This is a genomic window from Microcoleus sp. FACHB-1515 (assembly GCF_014696105.1).
Lineage (GTDB): Bacteria > Cyanobacteriota > Cyanobacteriia > Elainellales > Elainellaceae > JAAUTJ01.
The window spans coordinates 69,567-88,815 of the sequence record NZ_JACJPO010000058.1; the positions used below are offsets into that span (position 1 = coordinate 69,567).

Here is a 19,249-nt window from a genome sequence, read left to right on the forward strand (position 1 = left end):
CATGCCCTACCCTACCAAAGTTGTTGAGATTGAACTGAGTCAGTCCATTCCGACGCTGACTGACCTAAACGGCTATCGAGCAGTGCAGGCACTCGTGCGGTTGCACGGTGTACCGATCGCTTCGGTAAATGCACCAATCGAGCAGGACACTTGTTCTGCCCACACGCTGAGCAGGTTAATTCTTGACCAGCATCACGACGCAATCACCCGCCAGCTATTGCACAATGGTCTAGCTGCTGGCCTGCTTCCTCCGCTGAAGCTTGAAGCGCTGCTGGAACTGACACCACCCGCTCGCACCAATTGGCCGCTGATAACGGTAGCGGTTTGTTGGGGCGATCGCACAATTGAGCTAAGCCGCTGTTTGAGCGCGATCGTTCAGCTTGACTACCCCAATCTCGACCTGCTGGTGGTGGATTATGCCTCTCCTGAACCAGCCCCCCACTTGGTCAAACCGTATTCCACCGTTCGCTACCTGCACGAATCAAGCCTTAGCTGGGTTAACGCTCGCGATCGCGCCCTGGCCATCGCCAAAGGCGAGATTGTTGCTTTTCCCAGCAGCGATGCCCAAGTCGAGCGTGGCTGGTTAAACGCGATCGCCGATGGCTTTGCCAGCAACCCCAAGATCATGGCTGTCACAGGGCTTGTTATGCCTGCCGAACTAGAAACCGATGCCCAATGGTATGAGCAATCCAGCACAGCACAAGGCTTTAAACCACGCTGCGTAGACAGTCGAGATTTTGGGCAGTATTTGCCAGTGCAAGCAGACAGCTCGCTCGCTAATATTGCCTATCGGCGCAGCCTATTCGCGCAGCTTAGCGGTTTTGCAAACGTGGACGGCGGCGATCTCGAACTCATTCGTCGGATTGTGCAGCAAGGCTATCTGTGCGTTTATGAACCGCAAGCGATCGTGCGGCAGTGCCCACCCCGCAGTCCTGAGCAGTTGCGCGATCGCCTCTTCCAGCGTGGCAAGCTGGCTGTTTCACAAATCACGAGTGGGGCAGACGGCAGCCAGTCGCGATCGCTTCTGGTGAGTCTGGTGAAACTGTTTTACTGGCATCTGTGGCGACTGGTGCGATCGACGATTCACCCCACAGTTTTGCCCCGCGATTTCATCTGGGCAGAACTGCGGGGCAGCTTGACTGGCCTAATGTCGTTTGTGCGTCGCTCGGCTACAGACACGACGCAACCGCTGCTCGGCACTACCGTTGCTGCACCAGCGTCCCAAGGTCATCGCTGCACGCCCACCAAGCGGATTGCTATTCGCTCGATCGAACTGGCTCAGCCGCTCGCACCGCTCGATGACCTTTCGGACTATGAGTCCGTTCAGCTTTATTTCACCTGGAAAAACGCGCCGATCGCGCAGGCAATCCGGCCAACTCAGCCAGCCCTAACGCTTGACCAATTGCGATCGGCGATCGTTGAAGCAGTCGGATTGCGTCTGCTTGACCTCGATCGAAGCGAGAGTGATGCTGTCTTAGCTGCTCGCGTTCTGTCAATCTTGCGCGATCGCTGGAGCGCACCGAATACACCTGCGGTTCTACCCCCAGAGATTGCTGTCTCGATCGTTGTAGGAACTTGCGATCGCCCAGACATGCTGCGCCAATGTTTAGCGAGCCTCACCGCTCAGCAGTCGCCGCGATCGATCGAAATCATTGTGGTAGACAACCGCCCAGAGTCCGGCTTGACGCCGCCAATTGTCGCTGAATTTCCCGGTGTTGTGCTGTGCTGCGAAGGGCGAGCGGGAGTTGCTTACGCTCGCAATGCTGGAATTGTGCAAAGTCAAGGCGAAATCATTGTCACAGTTGATGATGATGTGGTTGTTCCTCCAGACTGGCTCGAAAAGCTGATTGCGCCCTTTACTCGTGTGGATGTGCTGGCAGTAACAGGAAATGTACTGCCGATCGAACTCGATACGCCTGCACAATGCTTGTTTGAGCAGTATGGTAACGGCGGCCTAGGACGCGGATTTGCACGATTTGAGGCCGATCGCCAATGGTTTGTGCAGTCATTTCCCTTTGCTGTTCCAACCTGGGAATTGGGCGCGACGGCTAATTCTGCGTTTCGCGCCGCTATCTTTCACGATCCGGCGATTGGCCTGATGGACGAGGCACTAGGTCCCGGAATGCCATCGGGCGTTGGGGAAGACATTTACCTGTTTTATAAAATCCTCAAAGCCGGAGCGACCATCATTTACGAGCCAACTGCCTGTGTGTGGCATCAGCACCGCCGCGATCGAGCAGCACTGGCTCGGCAGCTTTATGGCTACAGCAAAGGCATTGTGTCCTACCATCTCACAACGCTGTTAAACGACGGCGATTGGCGGGCACTCTTAACCCTGTTCGTTGGCCTGCCGCTGTACTACACCAAGCGAATCGTCCTCCGCCTCTTGGGACAAACCAGCTATCCGCTTTCGCTGCTGCTGACGGAAATTCGAGGAAATCTTGTAGGTGCTTGGGCACTTTGGAAGTCGCATCAGCGAGTTCGACAGCAAGGCCGCAGCACTCCTTATCTTCCACCCAGTCAGCGCTCCTTACCCGCACCAGAACCCGCTTTCTCTTCTCGCTAAGCACGCACTATGTTCAGCCGGATCAAGCCCCTCGACATTGAACTCAGCCAGCCGATTGCAACAATCTCCAACCTGGATGGCTACGACACCTTGCAGGGCTTGGTGAAGTTTCGGGGCACGCCGATCGGCAGCATTCAGCTTCCGATTGCAAACGGCTGCTGTCCAGCCGCAATGCTGGCAAAAGCAATTCTCCATCAGTGTTCACGATCGATCGCTCAACAAAGCGTCTTCGATCGACTCAGCGATCCCAAGACGAACTGGAATGATTCAATGTCAATCATGAATTGGCTCCAGTCGAAAGCTGCACCGCGCTCAATGCCGCTTTCCGTTACGGTTGCTCTCTGTCTGGAAGCCGAAAATCCGGCGATTGCTGAATGCCTCACCAGCTTAGAGGCGATCGCGCCAGTCGCCGATGAAATCTTGATCGTCGAATCTGCGCCCACAAGTGAGACATTGGCACAACTGCTCGCCTCACGCTATCCCCACTTCCGCTACCTGCAAGCAAGCAGCCTGAACGCCGCCCGCAATCTCGCAACGTCCACAGCCCAAAGTGACATCGTGGCCTTTACCGCCGCGCATAGCCGTGTTGATGCAAACTGGCTTCATGCAATCGCCACGAGCTTCGATCGCAATCCAGACGCGATCGCGCTGACTGGCCTGATTGTCGCAGATCAGCTTAAAACCGAAACGCAAATCATCTTTGAGCAAAACTACAGCTTCAATCGCGGACTCGATCGCCGCTGGCATCACCTCGGCCAAACGCCGCATTGGACAGATCTCGGCACAATGCAGCTTGGGACAGGACTCAACATGGCCTTTCGGCGCACCGCGCTAGCGCATCTCGGCGGCTTCGATGAACTGCTTGATGCCTATGGCGGCGAGCTGGATTTATTTTGCCGCGTGCTGCTGTCTGGACAAACGCTGATTTATGAACCCAGTGCGATCGCCCGCTATCGTCCCTCGCTGATACCAGCCGCACTGCACGAGCAGGCCAAGCGAAACGGCTTCGGCTTTGCCGCTTATCTCAAGGCCATTTGGCACAAATACCCACAATATCGCCGTCAGATTGTCATTTTGGGCGGCTGGAAGCTAGCGCGATCGCTGCTTGCCCTGCGTCACAATCCGCTGATGGCAACGGAACTGCAAAGCGGTTGGCAAGGTTTGGTCAGTGGACGATCGCGCGTTGGCTTACCTGCCAAGCTGCCTGCACCCACCCGACTGATCGCGGTGCGCGAAGTAAATCTGTCGGAACCGCTGCCAACCTGGACTGATTTGAGCGAATACGAAGCGGTGCGCGTGTTTGTGATTGCGGCAGGCTGGCCGATCGGCAGCGTTGATATTCAGCATCGCGGCCAGACTGTGAGTGCCGCACGCTTGCAGCACGCGATCGCCCAAAATCTCACGCTGCCCTTGCTGGCGATTCCGCATCAACATGATCAGCAGGCAGCTTGGGCGGCGATCGAAACCCAACTGCAACAAGCACTGGTTGTTGAGCCTGCTTCAAAGTCAACCGATACTCCGCATACGCTCACACCAGATCTGCCCGTCTCGATCGTTATCACAACCTGCGATCGCCCCAACGATTTACACAACTGCCTGACCCATCTGCTTGCTCAACAAACGCAGCGTCCGATCGAAATTGTGGTTGCCGACAACCGCCCACATTCCAATCTGACGCCGCCTGTAATCGCGGAATTTCCCACTGTGAAGCTAGTGCAGGAAGCGCGTCCGGGAGGGTCTTACGGGCGCAACGCGGCGATCGCGGCGACAACCAGCGAGATCATCGTCACCATCGACGATGACATTACGGTTCCGCCCGACTGGTTAGAGAAACTGATTGCGCCAATGAATCGATTGGAAGTCGCGATCGTGACCGGAAATGTGCTGCCTCGTGAACTCGAAACGCCTGCTCAAATTTTGGTGGAACGACTACGCAATGGCCTTAGCCAAGGATTTGTTCCGTTTGAGGCAGATGGTCGCTGGCTCGCCGCTTACGCACACACGACTCCGCCCACATGGGAACTTGGCGTTTCTGCCAACGCTGCCTTTCGCGCCAGCATTTTCGCCCATCCACAGATTGGCCTGATGGAAGAAGTCCTTGGCCCTGGTACGCCCACCGCAGGTGCAGAAGAAAGCTATTTGATGTACAAAACGCTCAACGCGGGCTACACGATCGTTTATCAGCCGCAAGCTTACGTTTGGCACCGTCATCGCCGCGAAATGTCAGCGCTTCACCGCCAAATTCACGGCTACATGAAAAGCGCGACCGCATACAATTTAACGCTTTGGCTCAAAGACGGCGATCGACGCGCATTGCGCCATCAATTTTGGGAACTGCCCAACTACTACGCTCGGCGCATCTATCATCGACTGCGCGGCTGGGACAAAACACCTTGGCTGCTGCTGTGGCAAGAGGTTTCTGGCTATTTCGCGGGCTACTGGTGCTACTGGCAAAGCTGGCAGCGCGTACAGCGGCAAGGCCGTAGCGATCGATACATTCCCGTCTCCGAGCGAGCGATCGCGTCTTCTCATCCTCAATCTGAAGTTGTAAAAGCACATGGTAGCTAGCAGAAAAAGGCGATCGAGCCGACTCATCTACGTTTACGATCTCGTGCGCGAATTGGTCAGTCGCGATTTGAAATTGCTCTACAAGCGATCGATGCTTGGCATTGCTTGGACGCTGATCAGCCCTTTGCTGCAACTGGCCGTCTTTGCCTTTGTGTTTCGATCCGTTCTGCGGGTGGACGTGCCCAACTTCGCCTCGTTCGCCTTCAGCGGTCTGCTGATTTGGACTTGGACGCAAACCTCGCTGTTTCAAGCAACCGGATTAATCACCAACAATCGCCCTTTGATTCGTCAGCCAAGATTTCCGGTTGCCATTCTGCCGATTGTCACCGTCACAACCGGACTGATTCACTTTCTGCTGGCGCTGCCCGTTTTGGTCGTCTTTTTGGCAATTGAAGGCGTACATCTCACGCCGATCGTGCTGCTGCTGCCGATTTTGTTCGCCCTTCAGTTTGTGCTGACGGTCAGCGTGGCCTATCCTTTGGCTGCGCTCAATGTCACCTTTCGCGACACGCAGCACACCTTAGGCGTTTTGCTGCAACTGATGTTCTACGTGCTGCCAATTTTCTATGATGTCAGCAATGTGCCGGAACGATTTCGATCGCTCTACCTGATCAATCCGATGGTTTTGCTGCTGGAAGCCTACCGCGATATTTTGCTGCGCGGCGAACTGCCTGACCCGCGATCGCTGCTGAGCTTGGCGATCGTGGCAATTGTACTGCTGCCGATCGGGTATCGCATCTTCAAGCACCAAAGTCACCGCTTTGTCGAAGAAATCTAGCTTCTACCGCCCAACCACCATGATGCCTGCCGTCACCGTTCAAAACCTTGGAAAACGCTATGCCCGCTACCATGCCGATCGCCCCCGGACGATTATGGAAGCGGCTTTGAGCGGCTTAAAACGACTGCGCCCGACTGAAAAGTTTTGGGCGCTGCGCGAGGTCAGCTTCAGCGTTGAATCTGGACAAATGCTCGGCATCATTGGCAAGAATGGAGCCGGGAAATCGACATTGCTGCAACTGGTCGGCGGCGTTGGTCAGCCGGATGAAGGTCGTGTCAAGGTGCACGGACGCATCGGCGCACTGCTCGATCTGGGAGCCAGCTTTCATCCAGACCTGTCGGGGCGCGAAAATTTGTTTGTCAGTGCCGTGATTGGCGGGCTGACGCGCCGCGAGGCCGCTCGCCGCTTCGATGACATTGTGGAGTTCGCTCAGCTCGAATCGTTCATCGACAACCCCACGCGCACCTACAGTACCGGAATGCAGATGCGGCTGGCCTTCTCGGTTGCCGTTCACTCAAATCCAGACGTGCTGCTGGTCGATGAATTTCTCTCAGTGGGCGATCAAGCCTTTCAGTCTAAATGTCTTGATCGCATTGGTCAGTTGCGATCGAACGGCTGCGCGATCGTGTGGATTTCGCACAACGTCAAGCAGGTACAGAACTTTTGCGACACTGCTCTGTGGCTCAACCAAGGTCAGATTATGGCGCAGGGCGATCCCACAGAAGTTGTCACTGCCTACAGCGCAAAATTTGATGTGCGTCCGACTGCTCCGGTGCAGGAGCGCACCGGAGCAGTCGAAATTCGCGGCGTTCGTCTGCTCGATCGACGCGATCGCCCCACTACTGAAATTCAAGTCGGGGATGCGATCGGTATTGAAATCGAATATTTCTCGCAAATGCGATCGGACAACAGCATTTTTCTGATCAACATCAGCACCGAAGACGGCCAAATCTACCTCAACACGCACTCACAAGCGGCTGGACTCACGCTTCCGCTCGTTCCGGGCAGCAGCAAAATTAAGCTGAATCTGGCACGGCTCGATCTCAGCGGTGGTCAGTATTATGTGAACGTTGGCATTTTCCCTCCTGATTGGGGTCAGCCCCACGATTATCACTGGCAGCGTTATCCGCTCATCATCCAAGGATTAAATCCAGAGAAAAGTATTCTCCATCCACCGCGTCAGTGGGAAACTAATGTGGGCGTTCCACTGTCGATCGAAGGACATCAAGCTTAACGCTGCCGGAGGCGTTCATGCCCAAGCCGCTCGAATTTCTGCAAAAGCTGCGCCGCCGTGCGATCGATCGCGATCCCAATCGCTTCCCGCCCCAAACCACCTACTACAACGAGACATTCAACGATCGCTGGATCTGCGAATATGTCTTTCCCACCAAGCGCAACGGCTATTTTGTCGAAGCGGGAGCCGCCAATGGTCAAGCCGCAAGTAGCTGCTACGTCCTGGAAAAAGAACGAAGCTGGACGGGCATTTGCATCGAACCGAACGATTTTTTCTTTGCCCAACTGGTGCAAAATCGCCCCAACAGCATCTGTGAAAATGTCTGTCTGAGCGATCGCCCCGGCACCGTCACCTACATCGCCGGACAAGGCGATCCGGCACAGCCGTATTTCAGCGGAATTCAAGCGCATTTAGAACAGTACAAGCCCGGAAGCGAAAGCGTGATTGCAGCGGGCGAGGCGATCGAAAAACCAGCGACCACGCTTACTGAACTGCTCAACAAACATGACGCGCCTCGCACAATTGATTATGGCGCTTTTGATATTGAAGGCAGCGAATATGTTGTTTTGAAGAATTTTGATTTCGAGCAGTATCAATTTTTGGCGCTCAGCCTAGAGTGTGACTACGCGGCCTGGTTGCAGATTGAGCCACTATTGCAGTCCCATTGCTATCGATCGATTCACAATCCGTTCAATCTTGATAAACCTTGGGAAAGGTATTTCATCCACCAAAGCCTGAAGCTTTGAGGATGCCGCTCTTTTGATTCGTACTGCGTTGCTTTTTAGCTTGTAGGAATACGACCAGCATGAGATTTCGGCTTGATTTTACGGCGATCGCCCAAATGACTGCCAGCACCTTAGAAGCGATGAATCTGTTTGAGCAAGCCCAACAGTTTTATCGCCAGTCGCTTGTTGCCCTGCTGGTTGCGGTTTGCCGCTGGTTCGTGACGTTGTCTCCTCGATCGCCCCACGCGCATTATAAGCTGGCGAAAGCACTGCTTCAGCAAGAGCAATGGGAAGCTGCCGCAGCCGCTTGTGAACGAGCGATCGCGCTAGATCCTACAACGCCAAGCTATTACCAAGCGCTGACTGCTGCCTACTGCGGGCAAGGACTGTTGGCAAAAGCCGTGCAAGCGAGCAAGCAGGCGATCGTGCTTCAGCCCACCAATGCTTGGTGCCATTATGACCTGGCAAAAGCCTATATTAGTCAGGAAGAATGGCTCTCTGCGATTCAAGCTTGCCAGCGAGCGATCGAACTTGATCCGGATATTTCCTGGTTTTACTTCAATTTGGGTGAAGCGCTAGTCAAAGCTGGCCGCTGGGCAGAAGCAGCACAAACGCTTCAGCACGCAATTACGCTTCAGCCGAATTTTGCCTGGTCATACTATTACTTGGGTGAAGCACTGCTGGCACAAGATCAAACAGCAGCGGCGATCGCGGCTTATGCACAAGCCGTTCGGCTGCGACCCAACAATCATTTGTTGCAGGGCAGCTTAGAGTATGCCCGTCGCCTGAGATTGCAAGGACAAAGGATTGCTGACTATCAGCAGCAACTCGCAACAACACCAAACGGTGAAAAATTAAAAATTTTGATGCTGACGCCCTATCCACCGTTTCCACCCACGCTGGGCGCTCTGTCGCGAATGTTTCACGAAATTAAAAGTTTGGGCGATCGCCACCATGTCACGGTTGCCTCGTTCATCTTCACCAAAGAAGACTATGTTCTTGAAGCAGAGCTAGAACAATATTGCGATCTGACGATTATGCTGCATCTAGGTGATGCGGAACCGAAGCAGCCCAAACAGCCCAAGCTGATTCATCGCTACAGCAGTCAGCGGATGGAAAAGGTGCTGCGAGAACTGAGCGCGATCGAGTTCGACATCGTTTCGTTCAACTTCATCTACATGGCGCAATATCGCCACCTGTTTCCTCGCGCCTATCACGTTTTGGAAGAACACAACATCGAATCGGAACTGCTCAAGCGCTGCGCTGAAGTAAACCCAGACAGCACGGCGATCGACAAGCTTGCCAAACAGGTCGATGCAGTCCGAGCATTTGTCGAATCCGAGCAGGAAGCGCAACTGCTCGCTGCCTATGAAGATGCTCAGTGGCCGCAGTTTCCGCTCCGGCATGTCGTCAGCGAAACTGATAAAGCGATTCTCGATTCACGCTGCAAGGTTGGGGAAACGCTTGTGGTGAATAACGGCATTGACACGCGATCGATCGTTCCCTTTCCCGACAATTCCAGCAAGCGCATTCTGTTCATCGGCACAATGAGCTACTACCCGAACATCGACGGCGCGTGCTACTTTGCCGAATCCATTCTGCCCTTGATCTGGCAGCAAGACCCGACCGTGCAGTTTTGGATCGCGGGCGCATCGCCGCCTCAATCGGTCAAAGATTTGGGACGAGACGATCGCATCCAGGTGATCGCTGACCCCGACGATATGAGCGAAGTGGCGAAAGCCTGCTGCCTCACGGTCGTCCCGCTGCGCGTTGGAAGCGGCACGCGCATCAAGATCATTCACTCGATGGCGATGGGACTGCCTGTAGTTTCGACCAGCCTTGGGTGTGAAGGGTTAAAGGTTCAAGATGGCGAGCATCTGCTGGTGTGCGATCGCCCCGCAGATTTTGCCGCTGGCGTTCTGAAGCTGCTGCAAGATGCTTCACTTCGGCAGAAGTTCCGCACCAACAGCCGTCAGCTTGTCGAACAAGAATACGACTGGCAAAGCATCTACGCTCAGTCAGAACAGCAAATGGTCGAGCGATTTCAGCAGTGGAAGTGCAACCAGATGGCAGGCATAAAATAGGGTGCATCAACTGCACCCTGATTTGCTAGGCGATCGCGCCATCGACGTTAGGCGCTACCCGTAAATGTCACTTCCGGAAAGCGGGCTTGCGCTTCGGCCATTGGACGGCGCTTGCCTTCTTCCTGCCAGTAGTTGATCACTTCGGTTGCTTGGTTGAGCAGTTCGATGCGATCGTTTTCGGCGATCCAGTGCTTTGCTTCCATTTCGGTCTTAAGCTGTTCCCAAGCGTCGTTGCGCGGCCAGAAGAAATAGGACGTGAGCGGGCTTGTGCCTTTGCCGACGACCTGATCAACGGCAAGCGCCACGTTATCTTCTAACCACAAAACCTTCAAAATAAACTTCGACAAAATGCCTCCGAGCCAAACCCGACTTTGCAAGTAATCTACAACCCTCTATATTAGTGCATGGCTTCCGCTAGTTGCCAAACCCAAAAGATTAGGAATTTTTGCTGTGCGATCGATCGTCATTTTCGATATTGATGGTGTCATTCGCGATGTCGGCGGATCGTACCGTCGCGCCTTAGCCGACACCGTCGAGCAGTTCACCGGAGGCGCATATCGTCCGACAGTAGCGGATATCGATGTTCTCAAGAGCGAAGGAATTTGGAATAACGACTGGGAAGCGTCTCAAGAACTGGTGTATCGGTATTACGAAGCACTAGGGCGCGATCGATCGCAGCAAACCGTCAGCTACGACGAGATCGTTGCCTTCTTCCAAAGTCGCTATCGTGGCACTGATCCGGTGAACTGGAATGGCTACATTCGTGATGAACCGCTGCTGGTGCGATCGAGCTATCTCGACAGTTTGACCGAAGCGGCGATCGGCTGGGGATTTTTCAGCGGCGCAACACGCGGATCGGCAAACTACGTGCTGGAAAAGCGATTAGGATTGCACTCTCCCCTGCTGGTGGCGATGGAAGATGCTCCAGGCAAACCTGACCCGACCGGACTATTTGACGTGGTGAAGCGCTTTGATTCACTTGCACCCGTCCTTTACGCAGGTGATACGGTGGCAGACATGCAGACCGTTTTGAATGCCAAAGCGCTTCAGCCCGATCGCCTTTGGATCGGCGTTGGCATTCTGCCCCCTCACGCCCAAAATTCAGCCGATTACGCAACGGCTTATGCGAAGACGCTGACTGAGGCGGGGGCAGCGATCGTGCTGGAAAACATTGAGCAGCTAAGCCCGCTTCAAGTTGAAGCATTGATCAACGCTTAAAGATTGGTTTTTACGCGCTTTTGGTGAAGTGGAGCGTGATGGCTAAAGTGGCTCAACGAGAAGATTAAATTTTAGGGAACTTCAAGAACCCGAATTACCAAAAGTGCCTGAGAGTTTGTTGATCGAGAGATGCGACAGTCACTGAGAGATGAATTGTGAAGTGCTAGCAAACGAGCTACGGACTAGTAAGAAGACTGTGTTGTGGGAGAAGTTTCAGTAGGGTGCCTTGCTCGCTGAAAAGCTAAGCTCAGATTGAAATTCAGCAATGCTAACCAAGGAATTTAGGCAGTGCTCAGAAGGTTTTTTCTCTCCGCCGTCGTAGTGCTATCAGTCAGTTCACCGTCCAATGGTCAACCAGTAGCAACCTGTGAAGTTTTTGATGAGTACATTCCAGTGGGTCGAGTTTTTCCGGTTGAGGCTGAGCCAGGCAATATTGCTGGTGACGCTTTCGGCAATCGGGTGAACGTCAGAACTGGTCCGGGAACCGAGTATGCAGCAACTGCGTATGGATTAGTCGGGGACAGGATTCAAGTTATCGGTCAAGCATTTAGCAGAAACTGTGAGACGTGGATTCAAGTCAGATTTCCTGTGTCCGGACACATTGGATGGGTTCGCGCAGATTTTATTGATCTCCGCTATGCGCGAGGATGGTGGAACTAGCCTTCAGCCTGTATGGTGATTGCCAGTTCTTAAAAATCTTGACAATTGCGTAAATCCGTCCGCAGGCGCTAGACCTTATGCTAGATAAAAGGTTTTCGTTTGCATCGCGATTTAACATGACTTCTGTTCAGCCACATCAACGCGCCAAAGCGCTCAAACCGAATAGTCCGCGTCCGGCCAAAGCGCTGTGCAGCGAGTGCGGCTTGTGCGACACGCACTACATTCACTATGTCAAAGACGCCTGTGCTTTTTTGAATCAGCAGATTGCGCCACTGGAAGAGCAAACGCACGGACGCAGCCGCAATCTCGAAAATCAAGACGACTGGTACTTTGGTGTCAGTCAGCAGATGATGGCTGCTCGCAAAACCGAGCCGATCGCAGGCGCGCAGTGGACAGGAATTGTGAGTTCGATCGCCATTGAAATGTTGGAAAGCGGCATGGTTGAAGGTGTGGTCTGCGTTCAAAACACCACAGACGATCGCTTTCAGCCGCAGCCTGTGATCGCCCGTAACCGCGAAGAAATCCTGGCCGCACGAGTGAACAAGCCAACACTTTCACCGAATTTGTCGATTCTGGAGCAGGTCGAACAGTCGGGAATGAAGCGGTTGCTGGCGATCGGTGTCGGCTGTCAGATCCAAGCGCTCCGCGCTGTCGAACAAAAGCTCGGCCTCGAAAAGCTGTACGTTCTGGGAACGCCCTGCGTCGATAATGTTACTCGCGCCGGATTGCAGAAATTTCTGGAAACAACGAGTCGATCGCCCGATACGGTCGTGCATTACGAATTCATGCAGGATTTCCGCGTCCACTTCCGCCACGAAGACGGCTCAACCGAGACTGTTCCCTTCTTCGGCCTCAAAACCAATCAGCTTAAGGACGTGTTCGCGCCGTCCTGCATGAGTTGCTTTGACTACGTAAATTCGCTGGCGGATCTCGTGGTTGGCTATATGGGTGCGCCGTTCGGCTGGCAGTGGATCGTGGTGCGAAACGATCGCGGTCAGGAAATGCTCGATCTCGTCCAAGACCAGATCGAGACGCAGCCTGTGATGTCGCAGGGCGATCGCCGCAACGCCGTTCAGCAGAGCATTCCCGCTTACGATAAGGGGGTGACACTGCCAATGTGGGCGGCGAAGCTGATGGGCGTGGTGATCGAGAAAATTGGGCCAAAAGGCTTGGAGTATGCGAGATTTTCGATTGATTCGCACTTCACACGCAACTATCTATTTGTCAAGCGGAACTACCCTGAAAAACTCGATGCTCATGTGCCGGATTACGCTAAGCGCATCGTGGATCAATATAAGTTGCCGGATGCCTAGCTGAAAGAGTTGCGGCAGTCGCCGTGAGCCGTGAAATCAATTTCCGGCTCAAAGCTCAAACCTGTTGAAACGGGTTAATCGGCGTGAATTTAGTCTGTTTGAACGGACTTCAGCTTTGAGCGAGGAAATCAATTTCCTTGCTAAAGAATTTCCTCAATTCGGCGAAAATCGCGCTCGACTTCGTACCACAAGGCTTTGTTGTGCGGATCGGTTCGCAGGGCTTTCTTCAGATACACTCTGGCTTTTTCCGCCTGATTGGTGATGGCGAGGTGGTGGCCGAAGCGCTGGTAGGTGATTGCCTGCCACTGCCGGACTTCTTGGTCGTTCGGCATCCGCTGGGCGAGACCTTCGACCAGGGCGATCGCTCTGGGAAACCGCTGCGTCTTGAGAAATTCCTGTAGCTGTTCGTAGGAGTTTTGCTTGAGTTGGCGATCGGTCTGCGATAGATCGCGATTAATCTCGACAGGTGGCGGCTTGCGCGTGACGCGCACCTTGGCAGGCGGTGGCGGAGGTGTGGACGGACGCGAAGATTTCTTCTCGGTCGTTGTGCCTTCAAGGGGCTGCACGACGTCTAAAAGATATTTGTAGGCTTCGGTGATTTGGATGAATTTTTCTTCGGCCTGCTGACCGGGATTCACGTCGGGGTGATATTGCCGCGCCAAGCGTCGATAGGAAGTTTTGATTTCCTCATACGATGCTCCGGTGCGAAGTCCCAACAGGCGATAGCAGTCAGCAAGGTTCATTGACGAAAAAAAGGCAGAATTATTGAAATTCTGCCATTAAGAAGATGAGTTTGGCATCTAGCCTAGCCAAGCGGACTTTCGATCACCTGATCGATCAGACCATAAGCTTTGGCTTCTTCGGCGGACATGAAGTTGTCGCGATCGGTATCTTTCTCAATTCGCTCAACCGTTTGACCGCTATGTTGCGCCATCAGCTTATTGAGTTCATGACGGACGCGCAGAATTTCCCGCGCTTCGATGTCGATGTCGCTGGCTTGTCCGCGAGTGCCGCCGAGGGGCTGGTGAATCATAATTCGAGCGTGGGGCAGGGCGAGGCGTTTGCCTTTGCTGCCTGCACCAAGGAGGAATGCACCCATCGAGGCAGCTAGCCCGACGCAGATCGTCACGACTTCCGACTTGATGTGCTGCATCGTGTCGTAGATCGCCATGCCTGCCGTAATCGAGCCGCCAGGAGAGTTGATGTAGAGGTAGATCGGCTTGCTGGGATCTTCGGAGTCGAGGTAGAGCATATAGGCGACGATCGCATTGGCGATCGCATCGTCTACCTCTTCAAACAAAAAGATGATCCGTTCGCGAAACAGCCGTTCGTAGATGCGAATCCACTGTTCGTATGTGCCACCTGGGAGGCGGTAAGGAACGCTCGGTTCTCCAATCGGCATGAGTTTAGGGGAGGGTAAGGGACGGTTCGGGCAGTTTCGTATTGGTCAAGACGCGATCGACCAGCCCATACTCTTGCGCCTGATCGGGCGTCATGTACAAGGTGCGCTCGGTGTCTTGGCGGATTTTTTCGATCGGCTGTCCGGTCGTTTCTGAGAGGATTTCCAGGACGAGGTTTTTCTTGGCTAGCACTTCTTGCGACATCACCTGGATGTCTGTCGCCTGTCCCTGACTGCCCATTTTCGGATGGTCAAGGACGATCGAAGCATGAGGCAAACTCAACCGCTGACCTTTCTTTCCAGCCGAAAGCAGCATCGCCGACATTCCGACCGCTTGACCGAGGCAGATCGTGTGGACGGGCGATTTGATGTGGGTCATGGTGTCATAGATTGCCAAGCCCGCCAGAATCGAAACTGATCCGGCGACAACCGAGGCCATTCCAGACAAAACCGGATCGCCGATCGAGTTGATGTACAGCAAAATCGGCTTGGTCGAATCGTCGGATTCCAGGTACAGCATGGCCGAAACGATCGAATTCGCCACGCCATCGGTCAGCGGCTGATTCAAGAAGATGATGCGCTCTTGACTCAGGCGAGTGTAGATGTTCACCCACTGCCAGTATTGAGTTCCCGGCAGGTTGTAGGGGACGCGCAAAGTACCGTCAACAGACATGAGCTTTATGAGGTTAGGTGAGGGCGGGAACGGGGACGGGCAGATCTTTGGTGCTTTCGAGGACGCGATCGATCAGTCCGTATTCTTTCGCCTGTTGGGGCGTCATGTAGAAGGTGCGATCGGTATCCTGCGCGATTTTCTCCGCAGCTTGTCCGGTTGTGCGCGAGAGGATGTCAAGGATGGCGGCTTTGTTTGCCAGCACTTCTTTCGCCCGAATTTGCACGTCGGTCGCTTGCGCTTGACCCATCCCGGTGCGCGACTGGTTGAGGACGATCGTGGCGTGGGGCAGGCTCGCCCGGAAGCCTTTCGTGCCCGATGCGAGAATCATCGCGGCTGTGCCCATCGCCTGACCAATGCAGATCGTGTGGACGGGCGGCTTGATGTAGCTCATCGTGTCGCAGATGGCGAACGCTTCGGTTTCATAGCCGATCGCATCGCCCGTGTACCAAGAAGTTCCGGTCGAGTTGATGTAAAAGAAAATCGGCTTTTCGGGGTCGTCAAACTGAAGGTAGAGCAGTTGCGCGATGATCAGCTTGGTAACATCTAGCCCCATTTGCCGCTTCAGGTCATCAGAAGACACCAGCGGCGCACCGAGGTAAATAATCCGCTCCTTTAACAGCAATGAGGGCAGGTCAGGCGGAGGCGTCCGGTACGCTGCATCTCCAAAATATTGCGATTGCACAGCTTTAATAGAACCCATATCGTCACAGTGCCGAGTAAAGAAGCAATTTCTATCATAGTAACGTGAGTCACAGATCGATCGAGCCTGACGAAGAGCGATCGCCGTTACGGATAACCGAAGCTTGTTACTCCGATTCATTCACAGAAGAAGTCGATATGCCAAGTACTGCTCAAGAGGTGTACAACGAAATTATTCAAACACTAACGCTGGCTGAACGGCTTCGTTTAGCAACGTTAATTTTGAATAGCTTGGTTGAGAATAATGTGGCGCTTGTTGAACAAAGCGATCGATGGAGTAAGCAAGATCAAACAGATTTGACAAACTTCTCTTTGCAACATGCAGATACGATTTTTTCTGATGAGGAGAATGTTGAGTGACGCTGAATGCAGGTGATTTGATTACGGTTGATTTTCCAGGTGTCACTGGCGTTAAGCGTCGTCCTGCTGTTGTTCTTTCATTTGCAACCTATCACGCAACTCGCCCTGATGTGGTGATTGGACTGATTACCAGTTCAACCACTGCGCTGGGAGCAACTGATTATGAGCTACTTGATTGGTCGGCGGCAGGTTTGCGTGTCGCTTCTGTGTTTCGCAGCTTTATTGTGACGCTGCCGCGATCGACCAATCTCATTTCAATTGGTCATTTATCCGATCAAGATTGGCAGGGAGTACGTGGAGCCGTGAAGGTCGCGCTTGCCGTATTCGATTAATTCGCACCACAAAGATGAGTAGACGAAATCCGATCGACACGCGATTCTAGAAGCAAGCGAATTTTTTTCGGAATCGATCGCCCCAGCGATGAAGCTATTCGATCTCTCTGTTGTCTAGGAGCCTTGATATGCGAGTAGGTCTGCAAGCCGCGCTCAACGATGTCAATCTGGATGCATCACAGCCAAACAGTCAGCGACAGCTAGCCATCTCAATCTCGGCGCTGGCGGAATCGATGGGGCGATCGGCTCCTTTGAATCTGTGCCTGATTCTCGACCACAGCGGCTCGATGCACGGACGAGCGCTCGACACGGTCAAGCAGGCCGCTTCGCGCATTGTAGACAGTTTGTCTCCGGGCGATCGCCTTTCGGTCGTTGTTTTTGACCATCAGGCGAAAGTGCTCGTACACAATCAGGTGATTGAAAATCCAGCCAGCATCAAAGTCGAGATAAATCGCTTGAAGGCCAGCGGCGGAACCGCGATCGACGAGGGAATGCGACTCGGCATTGAAGAACTGGCGAAGGCGAAGAAAGACACGATTTCGCAGGCGTTTTTGCTGACGGATGGCGAGAACGAACATGGAGATAACGATCGCTGCCTCAAGTTCGCTCAGCTTGCCGCTGGGTACAATCTGACGCTGAACACCTTGGGATTTGGCAACAACTGGAACCAAGACATTCTTGAGAAAATCGCGGATGCGGGCGGTGGAACGCTCTCGTACATTCAGCAGCCCGAAGAAGCCGTCAGCGAATTTAGCCGCCTGTTTAGCCGCATTCAGTCGGTGGCGCTAACAAATGCCCATCTGCTGTTTAGCTTGTCGCCCGGAGTGCGATTAGCCGAACTCAAGCCGATCGCCCAAGTTGTTCCTGACACGATCGAACTGCCGCTGATTCAGGAAAATAATCAGGTTGCCGTGCGGTTAGGCGATCTGATGGTGGATGCGCCTCGCGTCGTGCTAGCGAATCTCTACGTGGGACAGTTGCCCGAAGGTCAGCAAGCGATCGCCCAGCTTCAAGTCCGCTATGACGATCCGGCACAAAATCAAACAGGCATCCTGTCTGACCCAGTTTCAGTTTTGGCAAATGTAACGCGCATCTATCAGCCTGCCGCCAATCCACAAGTGCAGCAGCACGTTCTCGCGCTGGCGAAATATCGGCAAACGCAAATTGCCGAGGCGAAACTTCAGCAGGGCGATCGTGCCGGAGCTGCCACAATGCTGCAATCTGCCGCCAAAACCGCGCTGCAAATGGGTGATCAAAGCGCGGCCACCGTTTTGCAAGCCAACGCCACAAGGCTGCAATCGGGCGAGGAACTGTCGGAGAGCGATCGCAAAAAAACGCGCATCGTTTCCAAAACCATCCTGCAAGATCCGCAGCCGTAACTGATTCAAACCGCAGCCCTATTCAAACCGCAAGTAGTGCAGCAGCTCCGCTGTCAGTTGCGGTGGCAGATTCAAGCGCTGCTGTAAATCCGCTAAATTGCCGTACTTGCCCAATCGCCTGCCTGCCACGATCGCCCGCGCCAAATACAAATCTACAGCCGGAATTTTAACGAGCGCTTCGATCGCTGCCGTATTTGCGTTCATCGGTTGCGGCGCGATCGCCCGGTCGTAATAGCAAAACTGCAAAATTGGAGCGATCGACTCCAGCCGCGATGCAGGCACATTCAAAACGGCAGCGACATCTTCCAGACACAAAAGCTGAACGCCCGACTGCGTGAGGGCGGCGATCGATCGCGCCTGATGAATCGAAATTCCCGGAAGCCTGAGCCAATCATCCATCGTGGCTCGATTCACGTCGATGCGGATGCCCAGTTCGATCGCCAACTGCACTTCTGAAATCGATTGCAGGCGATAGTACGGGTCGTGTTTGATGCGCTGCCAGAGCGGAGTTGGACTGGAAGCAAACCAGCGAGAAAACGGCATGTCTTCCTCACGCAATTCGATCGAGCAGTTGACGACGCTTTTGCTCAAATTCATATTCCGACATCAAGCCTTCTTTCCGAAGCTGATCCAACTGACGCAGGGCAGCAGCAACGGCTTCAACTTGGCCTGCATCGATCGGGGGGGAAGGGGGCGGAGCAGGTGGCAGTGCGCCGTTGAAGTTGCTGTCGAATTCGGCTTGATTTTGCAGCAGATACCAAATGCCCTCGATCGCGCTGGCAAACTTGGGAATCATTGTCCAAGACAGCAGCAGATAGACCACGCCCCAAACAGGCTGGCCTAAATAGAACTTGTGCAGCCCCGAAAACGGCGTGACGGCTCCTGACCAAGCAAGCAGCGTGGCGATGCGGCGATCTTTGGGCTGGCTCAGCAAATTAGACATGGCAAACAAGCGATCGAAATTGTTTTTATCATAGCGGCGGCGGACTGAGTGGTGGCAGACAGGCGCGATCGCAGCAGCAATGCGGAAAGAACCTCGCGCTGTACGCTGCTAGAACAAGTTTGTAATCAAAGCAGAATCTCAAAAATCGGTAACTTGACTCTGGACGAAGGGACTCAGAAGCAACATACTAAGAATGACGCAAAACCGTCAGTGCAGCAAACTGTGGGGCAGCTTGGGATGCAGCTATCGAACGTTGAACACAAATTTCTGTCTACAGGGTCATCCGGATGTCAAAAGAATACAGTAGAAGAGAAGATG

Annotated in this window: 19 protein-coding genes; 12 read left to right on the top strand and 7 right to left on the bottom strand. The window is 53.8% G+C overall.

All coding sequences use genetic code 11. The features are described from left to right. Position 1: 1 nt before the first annotated feature. Genes H6F67_RS20350 through H6F67_RS20375 form a run of 6 tightly spaced genes read left to right on the top strand, consistent with a single transcriptional unit; the run spans position 2 to position 9,955 of the window. On the top strand, positions 2-2,566 hold the full coding sequence (locus H6F67_RS20350) for a glycosyltransferase (RefSeq protein WP_190768469.1): 2,565 nt from the start codon (positions 2-4) through the stop codon (positions 2,564-2,566). A gap of 9 nt (positions 2,567-2,575) precedes the next feature. After that, positions 2,576-5,134 carry a glycosyltransferase gene (locus tag H6F67_RS20355; RefSeq protein ID WP_190768470.1) on the top strand — a complete coding sequence of 853 codons (2,559 nt, stop codon included), beginning with the start codon at positions 2,576-2,578 and terminating at the stop codon, positions 5,132-5,134. Beyond that, complete coding sequence (locus tag H6F67_RS20360) at positions 5,124-5,912, top strand: ABC transporter permease (RefSeq protein WP_190768471.1); 789 nt, start codon at positions 5,124-5,126, stop codon at positions 5,910-5,912. The genes H6F67_RS20355 and H6F67_RS20360 overlap by 11 nt, the downstream gene beginning before the upstream one ends. A 19-nt stretch (positions 5,913-5,931) precedes the next feature. Then, positions 5,932-7,146 (top strand): ABC transporter ATP-binding protein, encoded by a 1,215-nt coding sequence (locus H6F67_RS20365; protein WP_190768472.1) that lies wholly within the window; start codon positions 5,932-5,934, stop codon positions 7,144-7,146. Positions 7,147-7,163: 17 nt separating this feature from the next. Beyond that, on the top strand, positions 7,164-7,892 hold the full coding sequence (locus H6F67_RS20370) for an FkbM family methyltransferase (protein ID WP_190768473.1): 729 nt from the start codon (positions 7,164-7,166) through the stop codon (positions 7,890-7,892). Between the two features lie 59 nt (positions 7,893-7,951). Next, entirely contained in the window at positions 7,952-9,955 is a 2,004-nt protein-coding gene (locus tag H6F67_RS20375) for a glycosyltransferase family 4 protein (protein WP_190768474.1), read from the top strand. Between the two features lie 47 nt (positions 9,956-10,002). Here H6F67_RS20375 and H6F67_RS20380 read toward each other — a convergent pair whose 3' ends face one another. Beyond that, positions 10,003-10,302, bottom strand: coding sequence for a 30S ribosomal protein PSRP-3 (locus H6F67_RS20380; RefSeq protein WP_190768475.1), 300 nt, complete (start codon positions 10,300-10,302; stop codon positions 10,003-10,005). A gap of 103 nt (positions 10,303-10,405) precedes the next feature. Between H6F67_RS20380 and H6F67_RS20385 the strand changes: the two genes are divergently transcribed. The 3 genes from H6F67_RS20385 (at position 10,406) to H6F67_RS20395 (ending at position 13,146) form a co-directional block, all read left to right on the top strand. Beyond that, entirely contained in the window at positions 10,406-11,173 is a 768-nt protein-coding gene (locus H6F67_RS20385) for a TIGR01548 family HAD-type hydrolase (protein ID WP_190768476.1), read from the top strand. A 459-nt stretch (positions 11,174-11,632) separates the two neighbouring features. Then, positions 11,633-11,833, top strand: a complete 201-nt coding sequence (locus H6F67_RS28535) for an SH3 domain-containing protein (protein WP_396798601.1) — start codon at positions 11,633-11,635, stop codon at positions 11,831-11,833. Between the two features lie 116 nt (positions 11,834-11,949). Then, positions 11,950-13,146, top strand: a complete 1,197-nt coding sequence (locus H6F67_RS20395) for a Coenzyme F420 hydrogenase/dehydrogenase, beta subunit C-terminal domain (protein ID WP_190768478.1) — start codon at positions 11,950-11,952, stop codon at positions 13,144-13,146. 140 nt (positions 13,147-13,286) lie between these two features. Here the strand turns inward: H6F67_RS20395 and H6F67_RS20400 are convergent, their stop codons facing one another. From H6F67_RS20400 to H6F67_RS20415, 4 genes are all read right to left on the bottom strand, one after another. Continuing rightward, positions 13,287-13,889, bottom strand: coding sequence for a J domain-containing protein (locus tag H6F67_RS20400; protein ID WP_190768479.1), 603 nt, complete (start codon positions 13,887-13,889; stop codon positions 13,287-13,289). A 62-nt stretch (positions 13,890-13,951) separates the two neighbouring features. Next, positions 13,952-14,548, bottom strand: coding sequence for an ATP-dependent Clp protease proteolytic subunit (locus tag H6F67_RS20405; RefSeq protein ID WP_190768480.1), 597 nt, complete (start codon positions 14,546-14,548; stop codon positions 13,952-13,954). A 4-nt stretch (positions 14,549-14,552) separates the two neighbouring features. Continuing rightward, complete coding sequence (locus H6F67_RS20410) at positions 14,553-15,218, bottom strand: ATP-dependent Clp protease proteolytic subunit (protein WP_190768481.1); 666 nt, start codon at positions 15,216-15,218, stop codon at positions 14,553-14,555. A 13-nt stretch (positions 15,219-15,231) separates the two neighbouring features. After that, positions 15,232-15,918: an ATP-dependent Clp protease proteolytic subunit gene (locus H6F67_RS20415; protein ID WP_190768482.1), complete on the bottom strand. Its 687-nt coding sequence runs from the start codon at positions 15,916-15,918 to the stop codon at positions 15,232-15,234. A 137-nt stretch (positions 15,919-16,055) separates the two neighbouring features. Between H6F67_RS20415 and H6F67_RS20420 the strand changes: the two genes are divergently transcribed. The 3 genes from H6F67_RS20420 (at position 16,056) to H6F67_RS20430 (ending at position 17,988) form a co-directional block, all read left to right on the top strand. Then, the gene (locus H6F67_RS20420; protein ID WP_190768483.1) at positions 16,056-16,277 is read left to right on the top strand and encodes a hypothetical protein; all 222 of its coding nucleotides are present in this window, start codon (positions 16,056-16,058) and stop codon (positions 16,275-16,277) included. Then, positions 16,274-16,609 carry a type II toxin-antitoxin system PemK/MazF family toxin gene (locus tag H6F67_RS20425; RefSeq protein ID WP_190768484.1) on the top strand — a complete coding sequence of 112 codons (336 nt, stop codon included), beginning with the start codon at positions 16,274-16,276 and terminating at the stop codon, positions 16,607-16,609. The genes H6F67_RS20420 and H6F67_RS20425 overlap by 4 nt, the downstream gene beginning before the upstream one ends. 128 nt (positions 16,610-16,737) lie before the next feature. Beyond that, positions 16,738-17,988 (top strand): VWA domain-containing protein, encoded by a 1,251-nt coding sequence (locus tag H6F67_RS20430; RefSeq protein ID WP_190768485.1) that lies wholly within the window; start codon positions 16,738-16,740, stop codon positions 17,986-17,988. 18 nt (positions 17,989-18,006) lie between these two features. Here the strand turns inward: H6F67_RS20430 and H6F67_RS20435 are convergent, their stop codons facing one another. Together H6F67_RS20435 and H6F67_RS20440 are read right to left on the bottom strand one after the other, a co-directional pair. Then, on the bottom strand, positions 18,007-18,585 hold the full coding sequence (locus H6F67_RS20435; protein WP_242020734.1) for a ComEA family DNA-binding protein: 579 nt from the start codon (positions 18,583-18,585) through the stop codon (positions 18,007-18,009). After that, entirely contained in the window at positions 18,539-18,931 is a 393-nt protein-coding gene (locus H6F67_RS20440; protein ID WP_396798588.1) for an NINE protein, read from the bottom strand. The genes H6F67_RS20435 and H6F67_RS20440 overlap by 47 nt, the downstream gene beginning before the upstream one ends. Between the last annotated feature and the right edge of the window lie 318 nt (positions 18,932-19,249).

Coding starts and splice junctions, on each gene's coding strand:
- H6F67_RS20350 (WP_190768469.1), top strand. CDS start 2: ATGCCCTACCCTACCAAAGTTGTTGAGATTGAACTGAGTCAGTCCATT.
- H6F67_RS20355 (WP_190768470.1), top strand. CDS start 2,576: ATGTTCAGCCGGATCAAGCCCCTCGACATTGAACTCAGCCAGCCGATT.
- H6F67_RS20360 (WP_190768471.1), top strand. CDS start 5,124: ATGGTAGCTAGCAGAAAAAGGCGATCGAGCCGACTCATCTACGTTTAC.
- H6F67_RS20365 (WP_190768472.1), top strand. CDS start 5,932: ATGATGCCTGCCGTCACCGTTCAAAACCTTGGAAAACGCTATGCCCGC.
- H6F67_RS20370 (WP_190768473.1), top strand. CDS start 7,164: ATGCCCAAGCCGCTCGAATTTCTGCAAAAGCTGCGCCGCCGTGCGATC.
- H6F67_RS20375 (WP_190768474.1), top strand. CDS start 7,952: ATGAGATTTCGGCTTGATTTTACGGCGATCGCCCAAATGACTGCCAGC.
- H6F67_RS20395 (WP_190768478.1), top strand. CDS start 11,950: ATGACTTCTGTTCAGCCACATCAACGCGCCAAAGCGCTCAAACCGAAT.
- H6F67_RS20400 (WP_190768479.1), bottom strand. CDS start 13,889: ATGAACCTTGCTGACTGCTATCGCCTGTTGGGACTTCGCACCGGAGCA.
- H6F67_RS20405 (WP_190768480.1), bottom strand. CDS start 14,548: ATGCCGATTGGAGAACCGAGCGTTCCTTACCGCCTCCCAGGTGGCACA.
- H6F67_RS20410 (WP_190768481.1), bottom strand. CDS start 15,218: ATGTCTGTTGACGGTACTTTGCGCGTCCCCTACAACCTGCCGGGAACT.
- H6F67_RS20415 (WP_190768482.1), bottom strand. CDS start 15,918: ATGGGTTCTATTAAAGCTGTGCAATCGCAATATTTTGGAGATGCAGCG.
- H6F67_RS20420 (WP_190768483.1), top strand. CDS start 16,056: ATGCCAAGTACTGCTCAAGAGGTGTACAACGAAATTATTCAAACACTA.
- H6F67_RS20430 (WP_190768485.1), top strand. CDS start 16,738: ATGCGAGTAGGTCTGCAAGCCGCGCTCAACGATGTCAATCTGGATGCA.
- H6F67_RS20435 (WP_242020734.1), bottom strand. CDS start 18,585: ATGAATTTGAGCAAAAGCGTCGTCAACTGCTCGATCGAATTGCGTGAG.
- H6F67_RS20440 (WP_396798588.1), bottom strand. CDS start 18,931: ATGTCTAATTTGCTGAGCCAGCCCAAAGATCGCCGCATCGCCACGCTG.